Here is a 16221-nt window from a genome sequence, read left to right on the forward strand (position 1 = left end):
CGCCGGCAGGTCACCATGGCACGGCCGGATAGGCCATCTTGCCCGTCGCATGCTGCGGCGGCCAGACGATGACGATATTCTTGCCCTGGTGTTGGCCCATCCGGTGGCTGAAGTGGACGTTGTCGCCGTTGGCCGCGAACTGCACGCGCCCGATCAGCGTGTCGCGGTCGGTGCGGCGCAGTTCCTCGGCAATACCGCCCTTGGCGACGGTGCCCTTGTCGGCCGCGCGCGCGATGGCCTCGAACAGCAGCATCGACTGCACGTAACCGAACTGGCCCAAATAGTCCGGTTCCTTCTTGTACAACTGGCGGTAGGTGTCGGCGAACGCCTTGCCGTCGGCGCCGGTAAACGTGGCCGGGTAGGGCAGCAGGGCCGTGCCGTACACGTTCGGCATCAGGTCCGGAAACTCGGCGGCCATCTTCGGCGTGGCCAGCGACCACACGCCCACCATCGCCTTGACCTGCGGCTTCAGTACGCGCGCGGCGCGCAGGATGCCGACATAGTCGTTTTCGTAGCCCACCATGAACACGGCATCGGGCCGGTCCTGCAGGCGGATCTTGTTGACGATGGGCTTGAAGTCCGTGATGGCGGGATCGAACGGGTGTTCCGCGACCTTGACGCCCTGCGCGGCCAGCGCCTTGCCCACCGAGCGTGCCAGGTCCGACGTCGCGTCCTTGGTCGAATAGACGATCGACACGCCCTTGACCTTCATGTCGCCGAACAGGCCCAGTGCGGCCTTCTCGTAGCCGGCCGTGTTGTTGATGCGGAAGAAGTTGCGGCGGCCCGCCGCGACCAGGCTGTCGTCCACGCCGCCGGAGGTGATGTAGACGAGGCCCAGCTTGTCGGCCGTGCTTGACGCCGGCGCGATATTGTTCGAGCCATAGCCGCCCGTGATGGCGACGGCACCCATGCCGGCCAGCTTTTCGACGGCCGCAATCGCCTTGGCGGGCGCCGACTCGTCGTCGACGGTGACGATTTTTATCTTGTGCTTGCCGTTGGCGCGGTTGAACACTTCCGCAGCAACCATCACGCCTTCATGCATGCCGGCGCCGACGCGCGCCAGCGACCCGGTGAGCGGCAGTTCGGCGCCGACCGTGAATTCGGCGGCGCGGGCGGCGAGGGCGGCCAGCAGCAGGGTGGCCAGCAGGGCGGATCGTTTGAGTGTGTGCATGTCGTCTCCTTTTTTATGGTGTTGGCCGTGGGGGCGTCCCCGAAGTTCGCGCGCGCGCCGCCGTCCAACTTCGGGGTCAGTCCCCTGCGGGGACAGGCCCCAGCCGCGCCGCCATCTCCTGCAGCCGCCCCTTCAGTATCTTCCCGGTCGCCGCCGCCGGCAAGGCCTCCAGCACGACGATCCGGCCCGGCCGCTTGTACGGCGCCAGCGCCGCCGCCGCGTGGGCCGCCAGCAGCGCCGCCAGCCCGGCCCGGGCGGCCCGCGCATCCGGCTCCACGTAGGCGATGACTTCCTCGTTGCCGTCCGCGCAGGCACGGCCCACCACGGCGGACTGCGCCACCGCCGGGTGCGCGTTCAATACCGTTTCCACTTCGAGCGGATAGACGTTGAAGCCGGAACGGATGATCAGCTCCTTCGTGCGGCCCACGATGAACAGCGCGCCGTCCGCGTCCTGGCGGCCCATGTCCCCCGTATCGAGCCAGCCGCCGGGGCGCAGCGCGGCGGCCGTCTGCGCCGGGTCGCGGTAGTAGCCCAGCATCAGTCCCGGGCTGCGTACCCACAGCACGCCCGGCTGGCCGGGCGCCACGTCCGTGCCGGCGCCATCGACGATCCGTAGCGCGACGCCAGGTATGGGGTAACCCACGGACGTGTCGGCACGCGGCGCCGCCAGGTCGGTCTGGCTGATGGTCGGCCCGCTTTCCGTCATGCCGTAGCCGTTGTGCAGCGCCACGCCCAGCAGGCGCTCGGCGGCCGCCTTCAGGCTGGGCGTCAGCGGCGAGCCGCCCGCATAGGCGAAGCGCAGGTCGTTCGGCAGCGACGGGGCGTCGCCCGCCAGTTCCAGCAGCCGCGCGAACATGGCCGGCACGCCCTGCAGGATCGTCAGGCGTTCTTCGCGCAGGGCCTGCAGCAGGCCTTCGGCCGTGAAGCGCGGCGCCAGCACCAGGCAGGCGCCCGCGTACAGGGTGCCCAGCATGACGGATGCCAGGCCATACACGTGCGACGTGGGCAGCGCGCCGTACGCGCGGTCGTGCGGCACCAGGCCGCGCAGCCGGCTGGACACGGCCGCCACGTACAACAGGCCCCGGTGCGACAGCATTACCCCTTTCGGCTGGCCCGTCGTGCCCGTCGTATAGACCAGGGCCGCCGGCTGCGCGGCACCGTCCGCATGCACGGGTTCGGGCACGCAGTCGTCGTTCAACGCACCGGCCAGCCATGGTCCGAACGGTCCCGCCATGGCGGGCGCGCCATGCCGCTCGCCATGTGCCTGCGCCTGCGGCGAGACGTTGGCCGTGTACAGCACGATGCGCGCGCCGCTGTGGCTGCGCAGTGCATCCACTTCGGGGCCCGACAGGCGGGCGTTGACGTTGACGATCCACGCGTCCGCCAGGCCCGCGGCAAACAGCAGCGCGACCAGATTGGCGCAGTTTTCGCCCACCACCATGACGCGGTCGCCCGGCCGCACGCCCAGCGCCCGCAGTTGCGCGGCGCAGTCCTGCACCGCCTGCCACAGGCTCGCGTAATCGACGCTACCCGCGTGCGGATCGCGCAACGCCGGCGCGCCAGGCGTGGCGGCGGCATGGGCCTGGACGATGCCGGCCAGGCGCGATGGCAGGGCCGCCAGCAGCGCGGGGATGTCCAACGGGTCAGCCACGGCGCTCCCGCAGCATGTTGCGGGCGATGACGAGCTGCTGGATCTGCGACGTGCCCTCGTAGATGCGGAACAGGCGCACGTCGCGGTAGAAACGCTCGGCGGCGTAGTCGGCGATGTAGCCGGCGCCGCCATGGATCTGCACGGCGCGGTCGGCCACGCGGCCGCACATCTCGGACGCGAACAGCTTGCAGCAGGAGGCTTCAGTGGAGACATCGGCGCCTTCGTCGCGCCGGCGCGCCGCGTCCAGTACCATGCACTTGGCCGCGTAGATCTCCGTGCGGCTGTCCGCCAGCATCGCCTGGATCAACTGGAATTCGGCGATGGGCTGGCCGAACTGGCGCCGTTCCAGCGCGTATGTCAGGGCGTCGTCCAGCATGCGCTCGGCCGCGCCGACGCAGACGGCGGCGATGTGCAGGCGGCCCTTGTCCAGCACCTTCATCGCCGTCTTGAAGCCGACGCCTTCGACGCCGCCGATCAGGTTCGCCGCGGGCACGCGGCAGTCCTCGAAGATGACGTCGCACGTGTGAGCGCCGCGCTGGCCCATCTTGCGGTCGGTCTTGCCCAGCGACAGCCCGTGCGTACCCCGTTCGACGACAAAGGCGGAGATGGCGCCGGCGCCCTGGCGCGTGGCATCGGTGCGGGCCATCACGGTGAAGATGGAGGCTTCCGGTGCGTTGGTGATGTAGCGCTTGGTGCCGTCGATGACGTAATGGTCGCCGTCGCGCACCGCGCTGGTGCGCAACGAAGCCGCGTCCGATCCCGATTCGGGTTCGGTCAGGGCAAACGCGCCGATGATGTCGCCCGACGCGAGACGGGGCAGCCAGCGCTGTTTCTGTTCCCCGGTGCCGTCGATGACGATGCCCTGCGCGCCGATGCCGTTGTTGGTGCCGACCAGCGAACGGAACGCCGGGGACGCCCAGGCCAGCTCGAACGCTACCCGCACCTCCTCCTCCATCGGCAAAGCCAGGCCGCCATACGCTTCCGGGATCGACAGCCCGAACAGCCCCAGCTCGCGCATCTGCTGCACGATGGCGGGCGGGATCTCGTCGCTCTCGGCCACCGTTGCCTCGGCCGGCACCAGCACCGCGCGCACGAAGCGGCGGATGCTGTCGGTCAGCAGGGCGAGGGTTTCGGCATCGCGGATCATGTTTTCTTTCGCTAGTTGCAGGCGTCGTGGACAGACGGCCCCGGCGGGCGCACGACCCGCCGGGCGGGCTCATGAGGCGGGCCGGAAGCGCCTGGCAGGCAGTGTGCCGAGCGCTGCCGCTCATGTCAACCGTTGGCGGCGGGCGTTACTAGCAAGCGCGTAGCCGCATTGTTCAGGACAACACGGCTGCACGTTCCCCTTAACCTGATGGCATCATTCGGTTAGACTCCAACTTCCACGACCACCGGATATCGCACAATGACGCTCAGCAGTATGGAACAAGCCCGGCCCGTCAACGAACCGGAACTGAGGCCCAGTACGCTGCGTTTCCCCGTGGTGGGGGTGGGTGCATCCGCCGGCGGCCTGCCGGCGCTGCTGCGCCTGTTCGAGCATATGCCGGCCCGCACCGGCATGGCGTTTGTCGTCATCCTGCACCTGTCGCCCAAACACGAGAGCTCGGCCGACAACGTGCTGCAGCGCGCGACCCGGATGCCCGTCGTCCAGGTCACTCATCGCGTGGCCATCGAGCCCGACCACGTATACGTGATTGCGCCGAACCTGCACCTGTCGATGGACGACGGCCACCTGGAGGTTGGCGAGCTGCAGCGCCCGCGCGGCCAGCACGTGGCCATCGACATCTTCTTTCGGGCATTGGCCGACGTGCATCGCGAGCGCTCGTTCGCCATCGTGCTGTCGGGCACGGGCACCGACGGTTCCGTCGGGCTGGAACGGATCAAGGAGCAGGGGGCCTGACGTTCGCGCAAGCCCCGGATGACGCCGAACACGACGGCATGCCGCAGGCGGCGATCGACACGGGCATGGTCGACTTCGTCCTGCCTGCCGCGGAGATCGCGGGCAAGCTGGTGGAACTGTGGGAAAACGCGCGCCAGATCAACCTGCCGCCGGCGGGCGATGGCGACGGCGGCATCGCGGCCGATACCGACGAGGAGATCGAGCGCGCCGCCAGCGAAGTGGCGCTGCAGCGGATTATCACGATGCTGTGCGCCAACACGGGACACGATTTCCGCCACTACAAGCGCGCCACCGTGCTGCGCCGGATCGAGCGGCGCATGCAGGTCAAGGGCGTGCCGTCGCTGTCCGCGTATGCCGAGGTGCTGGAGCGCGAACCGGCCGAGTTCAAGGCCCTCTTGAAGGACATGCTGATCGGCGTGACCAACTTCTTCCGCGACCGCGAGGCCTTCGAGGCGCTCGAGCGCGACGTGATTCCGGAGCTGTTCCGTGACCGGCCGCCCGCCGACCAGATCCGCGCCTGGGTCGCGGCCTGCGCCACCGGCCAGGAAGCCTATTCGCTGACGATGCTGCTGGTGGACGAAGGCTCGCGTTTGCCGAAGCCGCCGGACATCCAGGTGTTCGCCTCCGATATCGACGAGAGCGCCGTGTCGGTCGCCCGCGCCGGCGTCTACCCATCGTCCATCATGATGGACGTGCCGCCGGCCCGGCTGCGCCAGTTCTTCACCAAGGAGGACGAGCGCTACCGCATCCGCAAGTCGGTGCGCGACCGCATCCTGTTCGCCTCGCACAACCTGCTGCGCGACCCGCCGTTCTCCAAGCTGGACCTGATTTCCTGCCGCAACCTGCTGATCTACCTGAACCGCGACGTGCAGTTGCGTGTGATGGAGATGTTCCACTCGGCGCTGAAGCCGGATGGCTTCCTGTTCCTGGGCTCGTCCGAGTCGGCTGATGCCGCCGCCGAGTTCTTCGTGCCGTTCGACAAGAAGAACCGCATCTACCGGGCCCGGCCGCTGTCGCGCGCGACCCGCTACGTGCCGGCGCTGTCGACGGCGCCGCTGGCCCGCCTGCCCGAGCTGGGCAACGCGGGCGGCACTGTGCGGCGGGCATTCTCGTACGCGGACGTGCACCAGCGCGCCCTGACCAAGTTCGCGCCGCCGTCCGTCATCGTCGACCGCGATTCGAACATCGTGCACATGTCGGACACGGCGGGGCGCTTCCTGCGCCACGTGGGCGGCGAACCCTCGCGCAGCATCCTGCACCTGGTGCTGCCGGAACTGCGGCTGGAACTGCGCAGCGCGCTGTACCAGGCCCTGCAGACCGGCAACAGCGTCGAGGGCCAGCGCGTGCTGGTACGGCGCGACGAGCAGGCCTACTTCGTCAACATCATCGTGCGCCCGTTTGCCGACGAGGCCGCCAACAGCGATTTTGTGCTGGTGTTGTTCGAGGAAACCGAGCAGTCGATGAACAGCGAACCGGCCTCGGTACAGGCCGAGCACAAGGACCTGGTGCTGCACCAGCTGGAACAGGAACTGCAGCGCAGCAAGGAAAAGCTGCAGGAAACCATCGAGCACTCGGAGGTGTCGAACGAGGAGCTGCGCGCCTCCAACGAGGAGTTGCAGGCGATCAACGAAGAGCTGCGCTCGGCCACCGAGGAGTTGGAGACCAGCAAGGAAGAGCTGCAGTCCGTCAACGAAGAGCTGATCACCGTCAATTACGAGTTGAAGGTCAAGGTCGAGGAAACGGGCAAGGCCAACGACGACCTGAACAACCTGATCGCCTCCACCAACATCGCCACGATCTTCGTCGACCGGTCCATGCGCATCAAGCGCTTCACGCCGCGCGCGGCCGACGTGTTTTCCATCATCCCGACCGACATCGGCCGCTCGCTGCTGGACATCACCCACCGGCTCGACTACGACCAGCTGGCGGACGACGTCTCGGCCACGTTCGAGACGCTGCGCCTGGTGGAACGCGAAGTGCGCAGCAACGACGGCCGCCACTATATCGTCCGGCTGCTGCCTTACCGCACGACGGAGGACCGGATCGAGGGCGCCGTGATGACGTTCTTCGACATCACGGGCCGGCGTGAGGCCGAAGCGCAGTTGCGCAAGGGCGAGGAATGGATGCGCCTGGTGGCCGAAAGCACGCACGACTACGCCATCATCACGATCGATCCACAAGGCCGCGTGACGGGCTGGAACAAGGGCGCCGAGCGCAACTTCGGCTACACGGAGGATGAGGTGATGGGGCGCGAGCTGGACTTCATCTTCACGCCGGAAGACCTGGCTGCCGGCGTGCCCGCCGAGGAACGGGCGCGGGCCCGGGCCGAAGGGCGCGCCGAGGACGAGCGCTGGCACATGCGCAAGGACGGCAGCCGCTTCTTCTGCGTGGGCGTGACGACGCCGCTGCGCAACGGCGAGTTCTACGGTTATGCCAAGATCGCCCGCGACCAGACGCATCGGGTGCAGATCGAATCGCAGCGCGAGGCGGCGCTGTCGAACGAGCAGGCGGTGCGCTCGCAGGCCGAGATGGACAGTGCGCTGAAGGACGAGTTCCTGGCTGTGATGTCGCACGAGCTGCGCCACCCGCTCAACCTGATCTATATCAACGCCGAGCTGATGTCGCGCCTGCCGCCGGTGCGTGAGACGCCTGCGGCGGCGCGCGCCGTCGCGGTGATCCGCAATGCCGTCGGCAGCCAGGCCAAGATCATCGACGACCTGCTCGACATGTCGCGCCTTTCCACTGGCAAGTTGTCGCTCAACCGCCAGGAAGTTGACCTGGGCGATATCACGGCCAAGCTGATGGACGTGGTCCGCACGGACCCGATGGTGAACAGCCTGGACGTGCGCTTCACGCCATACGACACGCCGCTGATCGTCTCGGCCGACCCGGTCCGGATCGAGCAGGTGGTGCTGAACCTGCTCAGCAATGCGATCAAGTTCACGCCGGCCGGCGGCACGGTAACGGTGGTGCTGAGCCAGGACGACGGCTTGGCCCGGCTCGACGTGACCGACACGGGTGCGGGCATCTCGGCCGAGTTCCTGCCGCAGGTGTTCCAGATGTTCCGCCAGGGCGGCGCCAAGGCGGTGCGCAACAAGGCGGGGCTGGGTATCGGCCTGGCGCTGGTGCGCCAGATCGTCGAGCTGCATGGCGGCCGGGTCGAGGCTACCTCGGCCGGTGTCGGCACCGGCAGCCGGTTCAGCCTGTGGCTGCCCTTGTCGCAGGAGACGCTGCCGACGCAGCACGAAGCGGGCGCGCAGTTGTCCTCCTGCGTGGCGGGCCGGCGTATCTTGCTGGTGGACGACATGGAGGATTCTGCGTACGTCTTCCAGACCTTGCTGGAACTGGAGGGCGCCACCGTCAGCGTGGCAACCAAGGCGCGCGACGGCCTGGTGGTGCTGGGGAACCGCGAGATCGACCTCGTCATCTCCGACCTGTCGATGCCGGACATGGACGGGTTCGAGTTCATCCGGGCCTTGCGCGCGATCCCGGCGCTGCACGACCTGCCGGCAATCGCAGCCAGTGGCCTGGGCCGTGACAAGGATGTGCAGGCCGCGCTGGCGGCCGGCTTCTCCGACCACATCACCAAGCCGGTCGAGATCGAGCTGCTGTGCGCCAAGATCGCGCGGCTGTTGCCGTGCCAGCCGGGCTGATGCGCGGCTGACCCCGGTGCGTTGGTGCATGCGCCGCTGCGTGCACTGGCGCACCGAGCGCGCGGACGGCGTTGGCAATAATCGCTGTCATGATCGAACTGACTACCGTGCCAGCCGATGAGGCCATCGTCATCGGCACCTCCACCGGCGGCCTGCACGCGCTGCAGACCGTGATTGCCGGCCTGCCGCTGGGCCTGCCCGCCGCCGTGTTGATCGTCATGCACACGGCGGAGGGCGAGAGCCTGTTGCCGGCGCTGCTGGCGCGGGTGGCCCGGATGCCGCTGCGCCACGCCCGCGACGGCGAACCCGTCCTGGCCGGGCGCATCCTCGTGGCGCCGCCGGGCCAGCACCTGATGGTGGAGCGCACCGGTGCCGGCTGCCGGGCCGTGCTGACGCGGGGGCCGAAGGAAAACTACTGCCGGCCCGCGATCGACGTGCTGTTCCGCTCGGCCGCGGCGGCCTACGGGCCGCGCGCCACCGGCGTGGTGCTGACCGGCCAGCTCGACGATGGCACGATGGGCCTGCTGTCGATCAAGACCTGCGGCGGCCGCGCCGTCGTGCAATTGCCGGAGGATGCGGTGGCGCCGTCGATGCCGGCCAGTGCGCTGCAGCACGTCGACGTCGACAAAGTGTTGCGCCTGCCCGAGATCGCGGGCGCGTTGACCCAGATGGTCGGCGGCGCGGTGCCGGCAGTCCCCGCGGCGACGCCGACCCCCGAATGGATTCAGCTGGAAAACCGGTATGCCGGCAAAGGAAGCGATATGGACAGCCTTGCAAGGATAGCGACGCCATCCACCTTCACGTGCCCCGAGTGTCAGGGCACCTTGTGGGAAGTGCGCAGCCCCGGCTTGAAGCGCTACCGCTGCCACACGGGCCATGCGTTGACCGAGCAGACGCTGGCGTCGCTGCAGGACCGCCTGGTCGAGGACGCGTTGTCGTCCGCGCTGCGCGCCCTGCACGAAAAGGAAAAGCTGTTGCGCCAGATGGCCGAGGATGCCGTGCAGGCAGGCCAGGCCAAGGCGGCGCTCGATCACGTGCAGCAGGCCGCCGAGGCGCAGCGCAGCGCCGAGGTGCTGCATCGGCTGATCACGGCCCGTCATGTGGCCGACGGCGCGCTCGAGTCGGCTTGACTTTTTTACTGTAGAAATTGTTGCAATCCTGCCTGGAGATGTCCTACAAGAAGCGACGGAACACTCCTATAGCTGCGTCGGCCTGTGCGGGCGATCATTGCGCCAGGTGCCAGCGCGCGCCGGCTTACCGCCGGTGCCGTGCCGTGCCTCTTCAACGCCAACCGTCAGGAGGAATCACGAATGTTTGCACACAATAAGCGTCTCCAGTACACCGTCCGCGTCAGCGGCCCCAACCCGGGCCTGGCCAACCTGATGCTCGAGCAGTTCGGCGGCCCGCAGGGCGAGCTCGCCGCGGCCATGCGTTACTTCACCCAGGCCGTGGCCGAGGACGATCCAGGCCGCAAGGACATGCTGTTCGACATCGCCACCGAGGAGCTGTCGCACCTGGAGGTGATCGGCAATATCGTCGTCATGCTGAACAAGGGCGCCAAGGGCGCGCTGGCGGAGGGCGTCGAGGAAGAAGGCGAGCTGTACCGCAAGATCACGGGGGCTGGCAACGACAGCCACATCACGCAGGTGCTGTATGGCGCGGGCGCACCGCTGACCAACTCGGCCGGCGTGCCCTGGACCGCAGCGTACATCGACAGCATTTCCGAGCCGACCGCCGACCTGCGCTCGAATATCGCGGCCGAGGCACGCGCCAAGATCGTCTATGAGCGCCTGATCAACCTGACGGACGACCCGGGCGTGAAGGAAGCGCTGGGCTTCCTGATGACGCGCGAGATCGCGCACCAGAAATCGTTCGAGAAGGCCCTGTACTCGATCCAGCCGAACTTCCCTCCGGGCAAACTGGCGGGCCGGCCGGAGTTCGCCAGCGTGTACTTCAACATGTCGCAGGGCGGCCCGGAAATCGCCGGCTCGTGGAACAGCGGCTCGAAGTGGAACGTGGTGTCCGACCGCGACCAGCAGATGGGCGTGGACGGTGGCGGCGGCGAATCGTCCGTCGAACTGCCGGCCAAGGATGCGGAAGTGCTGAACCAGATGGCGCTGCGCACCCAGTCCAACCCGACCGTCGACCCGCTGACGGGCGCTGAACTGGGCATGATGGCCGATCCCGGCCAGATCGATTCCGCGTCGGCCGGCGGCGGTCCGAAGACTGCACCGGGCGGTGACGGCGACTACACGAAAGGCTGACCATGCAGAGTGCCCGCGCGTTCCCGCATAACCTGCGCCTGGCCCTCGGGGCGGCGATCTGCCTGGCCGGCGCGTTGGCTTTGCTGGATGATATCGTGGGCGAAGTGCAGGCCTTCGACGGCCGCGTCCATGGCGCCCTGATGGGGGGCGCCATGGCGGCGCTGGCGACAGCGCTGGGCACGCTGCCCGTGCTGCTGTCGCAGAAGTTCTCGCAGCGCACCTACGACGGCTTCCTGGGCTTCGGCGCCGGCGTGATGCTGGCGGCGACGGCCTTCTCGCTGGTCATGCCGGCCATTGCCGCCAGCAAGGGCGCGGGGGCAGGGCCGTTCGAGGCCAGCCTGACCGTGGGCGGCGGTATCCTGCTGGGCATGGGCCTGGTGCTGCTGCTCGACCGGGTGGCACGCCACGAGACACTGCTCGACGGCGCCGACCCGGCCCGCAGCGATTCGGTCAAGCGGGCCTGGCTGTTCGTGGCGGCCGTCGCCATCCACAACCTGCCGGAAGGGCTGGCGATCGGGGTGGCCTACGCCGGCGTCGATCTTGCCAAGGCGCACAGCCTGGCCACGGGCATCTCCATCCAGGACGTGCCGGAGGGCCTGGTGGTGGCGCTGGCGCTGCGCACCGTGGGCTACGGCCGCCTGTTCTCTTGCGCGCTGGGCGTTGCATCGGGGCTGATCGAGCCCGTGGCCGCCGTCAGCGGCGCCGTGCTGATCGAGTTCGCGCGCGGCCTGCTGCCGTGGGGCCTGGCGCTGGCAGCCGGGGCGATGCTGTTCGTCATCGTGCATGACGTGGTGCCCGAGTCGCACCGCAATGGCAACTCGACCAGCGCTTCCTGCGCCGTCGTGTTCGGCTTCATCCTGATGATGGTGCTGGATACGGCCCTGGCGTAGCGCTTGCCTGGCCGCGCAGCAGCGCGATGGCGGCCGCGTCGTCCACCTGGGGGAACAGTTCGTAGTGCCGGCTGACGGCGACAAAGTCGTCCGGCACGGCCAGGCACACGGTCTCGTCGCACAACGATGCGATCAGGTCCAGCGCGTCGCGCGATGCCACCGGCACCGCGGCGATCAACCGCTCCGGCTGTTGCGCGCGCAGCGCGCGCAGGGCCGCGGCCATCGTCGCACCGGTGGCCAGGCCATCGTCGATCACGATCACGCAGCGCCCGGCCACCGGCGCGGCCGGTCCATAGGCGGCGCGGCGCTGGCGCATCACGGCCAGCTGCTCGGCCGTCTGCTGTTCCACCCATGCCATGCCGGTGCGGGCCCGGTGGAACCATGGGGCCAGCTCGCGGTGCCCATGCTCGTCGACGGCGCCCACGGCCAGTTCCGGATCGATGGCGGAAGCAATCTTGCGCACCAGGACCACGTCGAGCTGGCCGCCCAGCCGGTCGGCGACGATCCGGCCCATGGGCACGGCACCGCGGGGGATCGCCAGCACGAGCGGGTTGCGGCCGCGCCACGCGTCCAGGCGGTCGGCCAGCAAATGAGCCGCCTGATCGCGGTCGCGCAATGGTAAGCTGACAGTGTCGCGCATCTTGCCCCCTTGGTGGAACGGACAGGATAGCGCAGAATGGAGCGCATATGAATCTGTCGGCGGCAGGCAAGGCAAGGCAAGACAGCCGGGCCGGCGCCGCCGCTGCACGACAGGCTGGAGACGACAATGACTGCCACGCTGATTTCTCCCTTCAGGCCAGGCGACCGGATCCTGGTTGCCTGCGGCGACCGCGCGGCGGCCGAGGCGCTGGCACGCGTGTTCGTCACGTCCGGCTTCACGGTCCGGCTGGCCTTCGACGGCGTTTCGGCGCTGGACAAGGCCCGCGCCTTCTTCCCATCGGTGGCCGTGGTGGGCATGGACCTGCAATACCTGGACGGCTTCCAGCTGGCCCGCGCGTTGCGCACGATCCCGGGCTGCGCACGCATGCGCGTCCTGGCCATGCTGGGGCGCGGCGTGGGGCTGCTGGACCGGCACCGCTGCTTCGACTACATCCTGCGGGCGCCGCGGCCGCCATTTGCCGGCAAGCCCGTGTGGAAGCTGGACGGCGACGGGCTGGCCGTCAAGCCGACCATCGGCTGGTAGCGGCGGCCGCTACAACGCGGCGGGATGCGCCCGCGGCACCTGTCCGTTCAGGGTGGCGGCGACCTTGTCCAGCAGCTCGGCCAGATGATAGGGTTTCGCCAGCACGGGTAGCCTCTCGGTGGCATGGCCCGGCAACTGCTCCATGTAACCCGTCGTCAGCAGGATCGGCAGGTGTGGCCAGCGCTCGCGCACTTGCCCGGCCAGCTCCAGGCCGTCCATGCCGCCGGGCATGATCACATCCGTAAAGAGCAGGCTGATGCCGCTTTCCTCCTCCAGCACGCGCAGCGCCTGCTCGCCGCTTGCGACCGCCCGCACGCGATACCCGTTCGCCATCAGCATGGCCTGGCCCAGTTCGCGCACGTCGTCGTTGTCCTCCACCACGAGGATGGTGCCCTTGGCAGGCAGCTCCGTCTGGGGCGTGGGCGCCAGGGCGGCCGGGCCGATAAGCTCCTCGCGCTGGTCGGCGACGGGGAAGATCAGTCGCACCGTGGTGCCGCGTCCCGTCTCGCTGGACAGCTCCAGGCGGCCCTGGGACTGCTGCACGAAGCCGTGCACCATCGCCAGGCCCAGGCCCGTGCCGGGACCCTTGGTCGTGAAGAACGGCTCGGTGGCGCGGCGCAGCACTTCCGGGGGCATGCCTTCGCCCTCGTCGATCACGCACAGCACGACATAGCGCCCCGGCGGCAGGCCCAGGCGCTGGCGGTGCTCCGGCTCGGCCAGCAGCGAGGTGCCCACCGTGACGGTGCCGCCGCGCGGCATGGCGTCGCGTGCGTTGATCAGCACGTTCAGCAGGGCCATCTCCAGGTGCGTGGGATCGAGCTGGCAGGGCGGCAGGCCGGGCCGCAGGTCCAGGTGCAGCTGGACGTGCTCGCCCAAGGTGCGCACCAGCATCTCGCTGAAATCCACCACCAGCGCATTCAGGTTGATGCGGCGCGGCTCGAGACGCTGCTTGCGGGCGAAGGTCAGCAGTTGCTGCGTCAGCGCGCCGCCCTTCATCGCCGCCTTCTGGGCGCGGCCGATGGCGTCGCGGGCCTGCTGCGGGTTGCCCAGCAGGCGCTGGGCCAGCTCCAGGTTGCCGTTGATGACCTGCAGCAGGTTGTTGAAGTCGTGCGCCAGGCCGGCCGTCAGCTGGCCGATGGCCTCCATCTTCTGCGCCTGCAAGTAGGAATGCTCGTAGACGCGACGCTGCGTGATGTCCATCTGCGAAGCGAAGAAGTGCAGCAGCTTGCCCTGCTTGTCGAAGATCGGGCCGATGAACAGCGCGTTCCAGAACGGTGTGCCGTCCGCCTTGTAGTTGAGGATATCCACCGCGACGGCGCGGTGCTCGCGCACGGCATGGCGCACCTCGTCGATGGTGGCGGGGTCCGTTTCCGGGCCCTGCAGCAGGCGGCAGTTGCGGCCCATGACGTCTTCTTCCCGGTACAGGGTCAGGTCGTAGAACGCGTTGTTGGCGAACACGATTGGATTGTCGGGCTGGTTCGGGTCCGTGACGATCATCGGCATGCGCGTCATCTCGACGGCGGCAAAGAAGATGTTGCCGCGTTCGTCCAGGCCGGAGTCGCCGATGAACGTGGCCTGCCAGTGGCGCATGCCGGGATTGCCCAGCGGGCTGACGGCATTGCCCTCCAGCTGGCCCTGGGCCAGCACGCCGAAGCTCTGGCCGTTGCCCTGGTGTTCGATGGTCCTGTTCTTGTCGTTGATGTCATTGCCGGTGGCCATAACGGTGTCCTTGTCGATGCGCTCAGGGTCATGGTAGGAGCGGCGCGTGCGTGCGGCTGTTCGCAGCCGCACACAAAGACTGCCTGTGCCAGCCGTGCCGCCCGTCGCGGGCGGATTGACTACAATGGTGGGCCGTCGGCATCGATACGGAGGAACATATGACTGGTCAAGGCGCGCAGGCGCACTACGACGTGGCCGCCATCATGGGTGGCCTGTACGGCGACGGCTTCATCGCCTGCAAGGGCGCGTTCACACGGGAGTGGGTGCAGCAGCTGGGCGAGGACATCGACATGCTGTTCCGCCAGGCGCTTGCCCAGCCCGGCGGCGCGCTGCCGCGCGGGCCGAATCGCTTCTATGTCGAAATCCACCCCGAGCGGCTGCGCGGTTTCGTCGACATCATCACGCATCCATGGGTGGTGGCCGTGTGCCGGGCGATCCTGGGGCCCGACTACCGCATCGTCGAGGCGGGCTTCGACGTGCCCGGCCCCGGCGCGCTGCACCAGCCGTGGCACCGCGACTTCGCGGCACCCGAGGCGACCCTGACGGGGCGTCGCCTGAATTCGCTGGCGTTCAACATCACGACGGTGGACGTGACGCAGGAAATGGGCCCGTTCGAGATCGCCCCCGGCACGCAGTGGGACACGCTGGAAGGCGGCGACCCGATGTTCCCGGCACGCGACCTGTGGCCCCGCTACGAGGCGCTGGCCCAGCGCAAGCTGGCGCAGATGGGCGACATCTCGGCCCGCTCGGCGCTGACGATTCACCGCGGCACGGCCAACCAGTCCAATAAATCACGTCCGGTCTTCGTGCTGGGCGTGGACGCGCCGGACGCGCGCAACGCCGAGAAGCACGACCTGCAATTGACGCGGCCGTATTACGACAGCCTGCCGGAAGAGGTGCGGCGCCACCTGACGTGCCGCGTGGTCGACACGCTCGATCCGATCGTGCAGGAGCATACGATCGACGGGTTGCTGGAAGGGGTGTCGCCGGGGGCGCGAATGGGGATGGGGGGCTGATCCGGCCCCGGATGCCACCGGTGACCGGCTCTTGCCCGGCAGGGCAGGTGCCTGTCACCGCGGTTGGCTACGCTGTCCCTGCAAGCGCTCCACCAACCCCGGCAATTCCTCCATCGCACCGAAGGTCAATGTCGCCCCGGCCTGCAGCAGGCGCTCCGCCTGCCCTGCCGGGCTGTGCGGTCCGCCCGTAAAACCCAGCACGACGGTGCCGGCCGCCACGGCCGCGTGCACGCCCGTCACGCTGTCCTCGATGACCACGCAGTTGGCGGGCGCGGCGCCCATCCCGGCCGCGGCCGTCAGGTAGACGGCCGGATCGGGTTTCGGCCGGCCCGCGATGTCGGCCGTGTACAGCCCGCCCGTGAACAGCGAGATCAGCCCGGTACGTTCCAGCAGTCCCTGCACCCGCATCAGGCGGCTGTTGCTGGCCACGGCCTTCGGCAGCGGGATCGCCTCGAGCGCCGCGCGCACGCCGGGCACGGCTTGCGCCTTGCGGTCGCATTCTCCCTCGACGACGCCGCGCATCACGGCCAGGTCCGGCACGGTCGGCTCGGGCAGGCGCAGCTCGGCGCAAACGCCCAGCACCAACGCTTCCAGCTTGAGGCCCAGACGTGGGCGGATCAGTTCGACGAGCCGGTCGCGCTCCCCGGCGATGGGAACGAGGAAGTCGGCAAGGGCTTGCAGGGCGACGGCTTCGCTGTCGATCAAGACGCCGTCGCAATCGGAAATCAGGTGGGTAATCGGCATGCCTGGCTTTGCGTGATGAAGACGGCCGAT

The 16221-nt window shown here is 68.7% G+C and carries 11 protein-coding genes and 1 pseudogene; 6 read left to right on the forward strand and 6 right to left on the reverse strand.

Annotated features, from left to right (window positions below; translation table 11 throughout):
* Positions 1-10: 10 nt before the first annotated feature.
* The 3 genes from PX653_RS04070 to PX653_RS04080 all read right to left on the reverse strand — a co-directional run bounded on the left by PX653_RS04070 (position 11) and on the right by PX653_RS04080 (position 3969).
* Positions 11-1171 carry an ABC transporter substrate-binding protein gene (locus PX653_RS04070; protein WP_277416646.1) on the reverse strand — a complete coding sequence of 387 codons (1161 nt, stop codon included), beginning with the start codon at positions 1169-1171 and terminating at the stop codon, positions 11-13.
* A gap of 76 nt (positions 1172-1247) precedes the next feature.
* Complete coding sequence (locus PX653_RS04075; protein ID WP_277416647.1) at positions 1248-2822, reverse strand: class I adenylate-forming enzyme family protein; 1575 nt, start codon at positions 2820-2822, stop codon at positions 1248-1250.
* Positions 2815-3969, reverse strand: coding sequence for an acyl-CoA dehydrogenase family protein (locus tag PX653_RS04080; RefSeq protein WP_277416648.1), 1155 nt, complete (start codon positions 3967-3969; stop codon positions 2815-2817). The genes PX653_RS04075 and PX653_RS04080 overlap by 8 nt, the downstream gene beginning before the upstream one ends.
* A 258-nt stretch (positions 3970-4227) precedes the next feature.
* Here PX653_RS04080 and PX653_RS04085 point away from each other — a divergent pair.
* From PX653_RS04085 to PX653_RS04100, 4 genes and pseudogenes are all read left to right on the forward strand, one after another.
* Positions 4228-8375: pseudogene (locus PX653_RS04085) on the forward strand (CheR family methyltransferase).
* Between the two features lie 89 nt (positions 8376-8464).
* Entirely contained in the window at positions 8465-9505 is a 1041-nt protein-coding gene (locus PX653_RS04090; RefSeq protein ID WP_277416649.1) for a chemotaxis protein CheB, read from the forward strand.
* A gap of 180 nt (positions 9506-9685) precedes the next feature.
* Positions 9686-10639: a manganese catalase family protein gene (locus PX653_RS04095; protein ID WP_277416650.1), complete on the forward strand. Its 954-nt coding sequence runs from the start codon at positions 9686-9688 to the stop codon at positions 10637-10639.
* A 2-nt stretch (positions 10640-10641) separates the two neighbouring features.
* Positions 10642-11529, forward strand: coding sequence for a ZIP family metal transporter (locus tag PX653_RS04100; protein ID WP_277416651.1), 888 nt, complete (start codon positions 10642-10644; stop codon positions 11527-11529).
* Here the strand turns inward: PX653_RS04100 and PX653_RS04105 are convergent.
* Positions 11492-12169, reverse strand: coding sequence for a phosphoribosyltransferase (locus PX653_RS04105; protein WP_277416652.1), 678 nt, complete (start codon positions 12167-12169; stop codon positions 11492-11494). The genes PX653_RS04100 and PX653_RS04105 overlap by 38 nt on opposite strands.
* A gap of 126 nt (positions 12170-12295) precedes the next feature.
* Between PX653_RS04105 and PX653_RS04110 the strand changes: the two genes are divergently transcribed.
* The gene (locus tag PX653_RS04110) at positions 12296-12712 is read left to right on the forward strand and encodes a response regulator (protein WP_277416653.1); all 417 of its coding nucleotides are present in this window, start codon (positions 12296-12298) and stop codon (positions 12710-12712) included.
* Between the two features lie 9 nt (positions 12713-12721).
* Here PX653_RS04110 and PX653_RS04115 read toward each other — a convergent pair whose 3' ends face one another.
* Complete coding sequence (locus tag PX653_RS04115; protein WP_277416654.1) at positions 12722-14431, reverse strand: histidine kinase famiy protein; 1710 nt, start codon at positions 14429-14431, stop codon at positions 12722-12724.
* A 158-nt stretch (positions 14432-14589) separates the two neighbouring features.
* Between PX653_RS04115 and PX653_RS04120 the strand changes: the two genes are divergently transcribed.
* Entirely contained in the window at positions 14590-15447 is an 858-nt protein-coding gene (locus PX653_RS04120; protein WP_277416655.1) for a phytanoyl-CoA dioxygenase family protein, read from the forward strand.
* Positions 15448-15501: 54 nt separating this feature from the next.
* Here the strand turns inward: PX653_RS04120 and PX653_RS04125 are convergent, their stop codons facing one another.
* A complete protein-coding gene (locus PX653_RS04125; RefSeq protein ID WP_277416656.1) occupies positions 15502-16191 on the reverse strand; it encodes an HAD-IA family hydrolase in 690 nt (229 codons plus the stop codon).
* Positions 16192-16221 lie beyond the last annotated feature (30 nt).

The organism is Pseudoduganella chitinolytica, from assembly GCF_029028125.1.
Lineage (GTDB): Bacteria > Pseudomonadota > Gammaproteobacteria > Burkholderiales > Burkholderiaceae_D > Rugamonas > Rugamonas chitinolytica.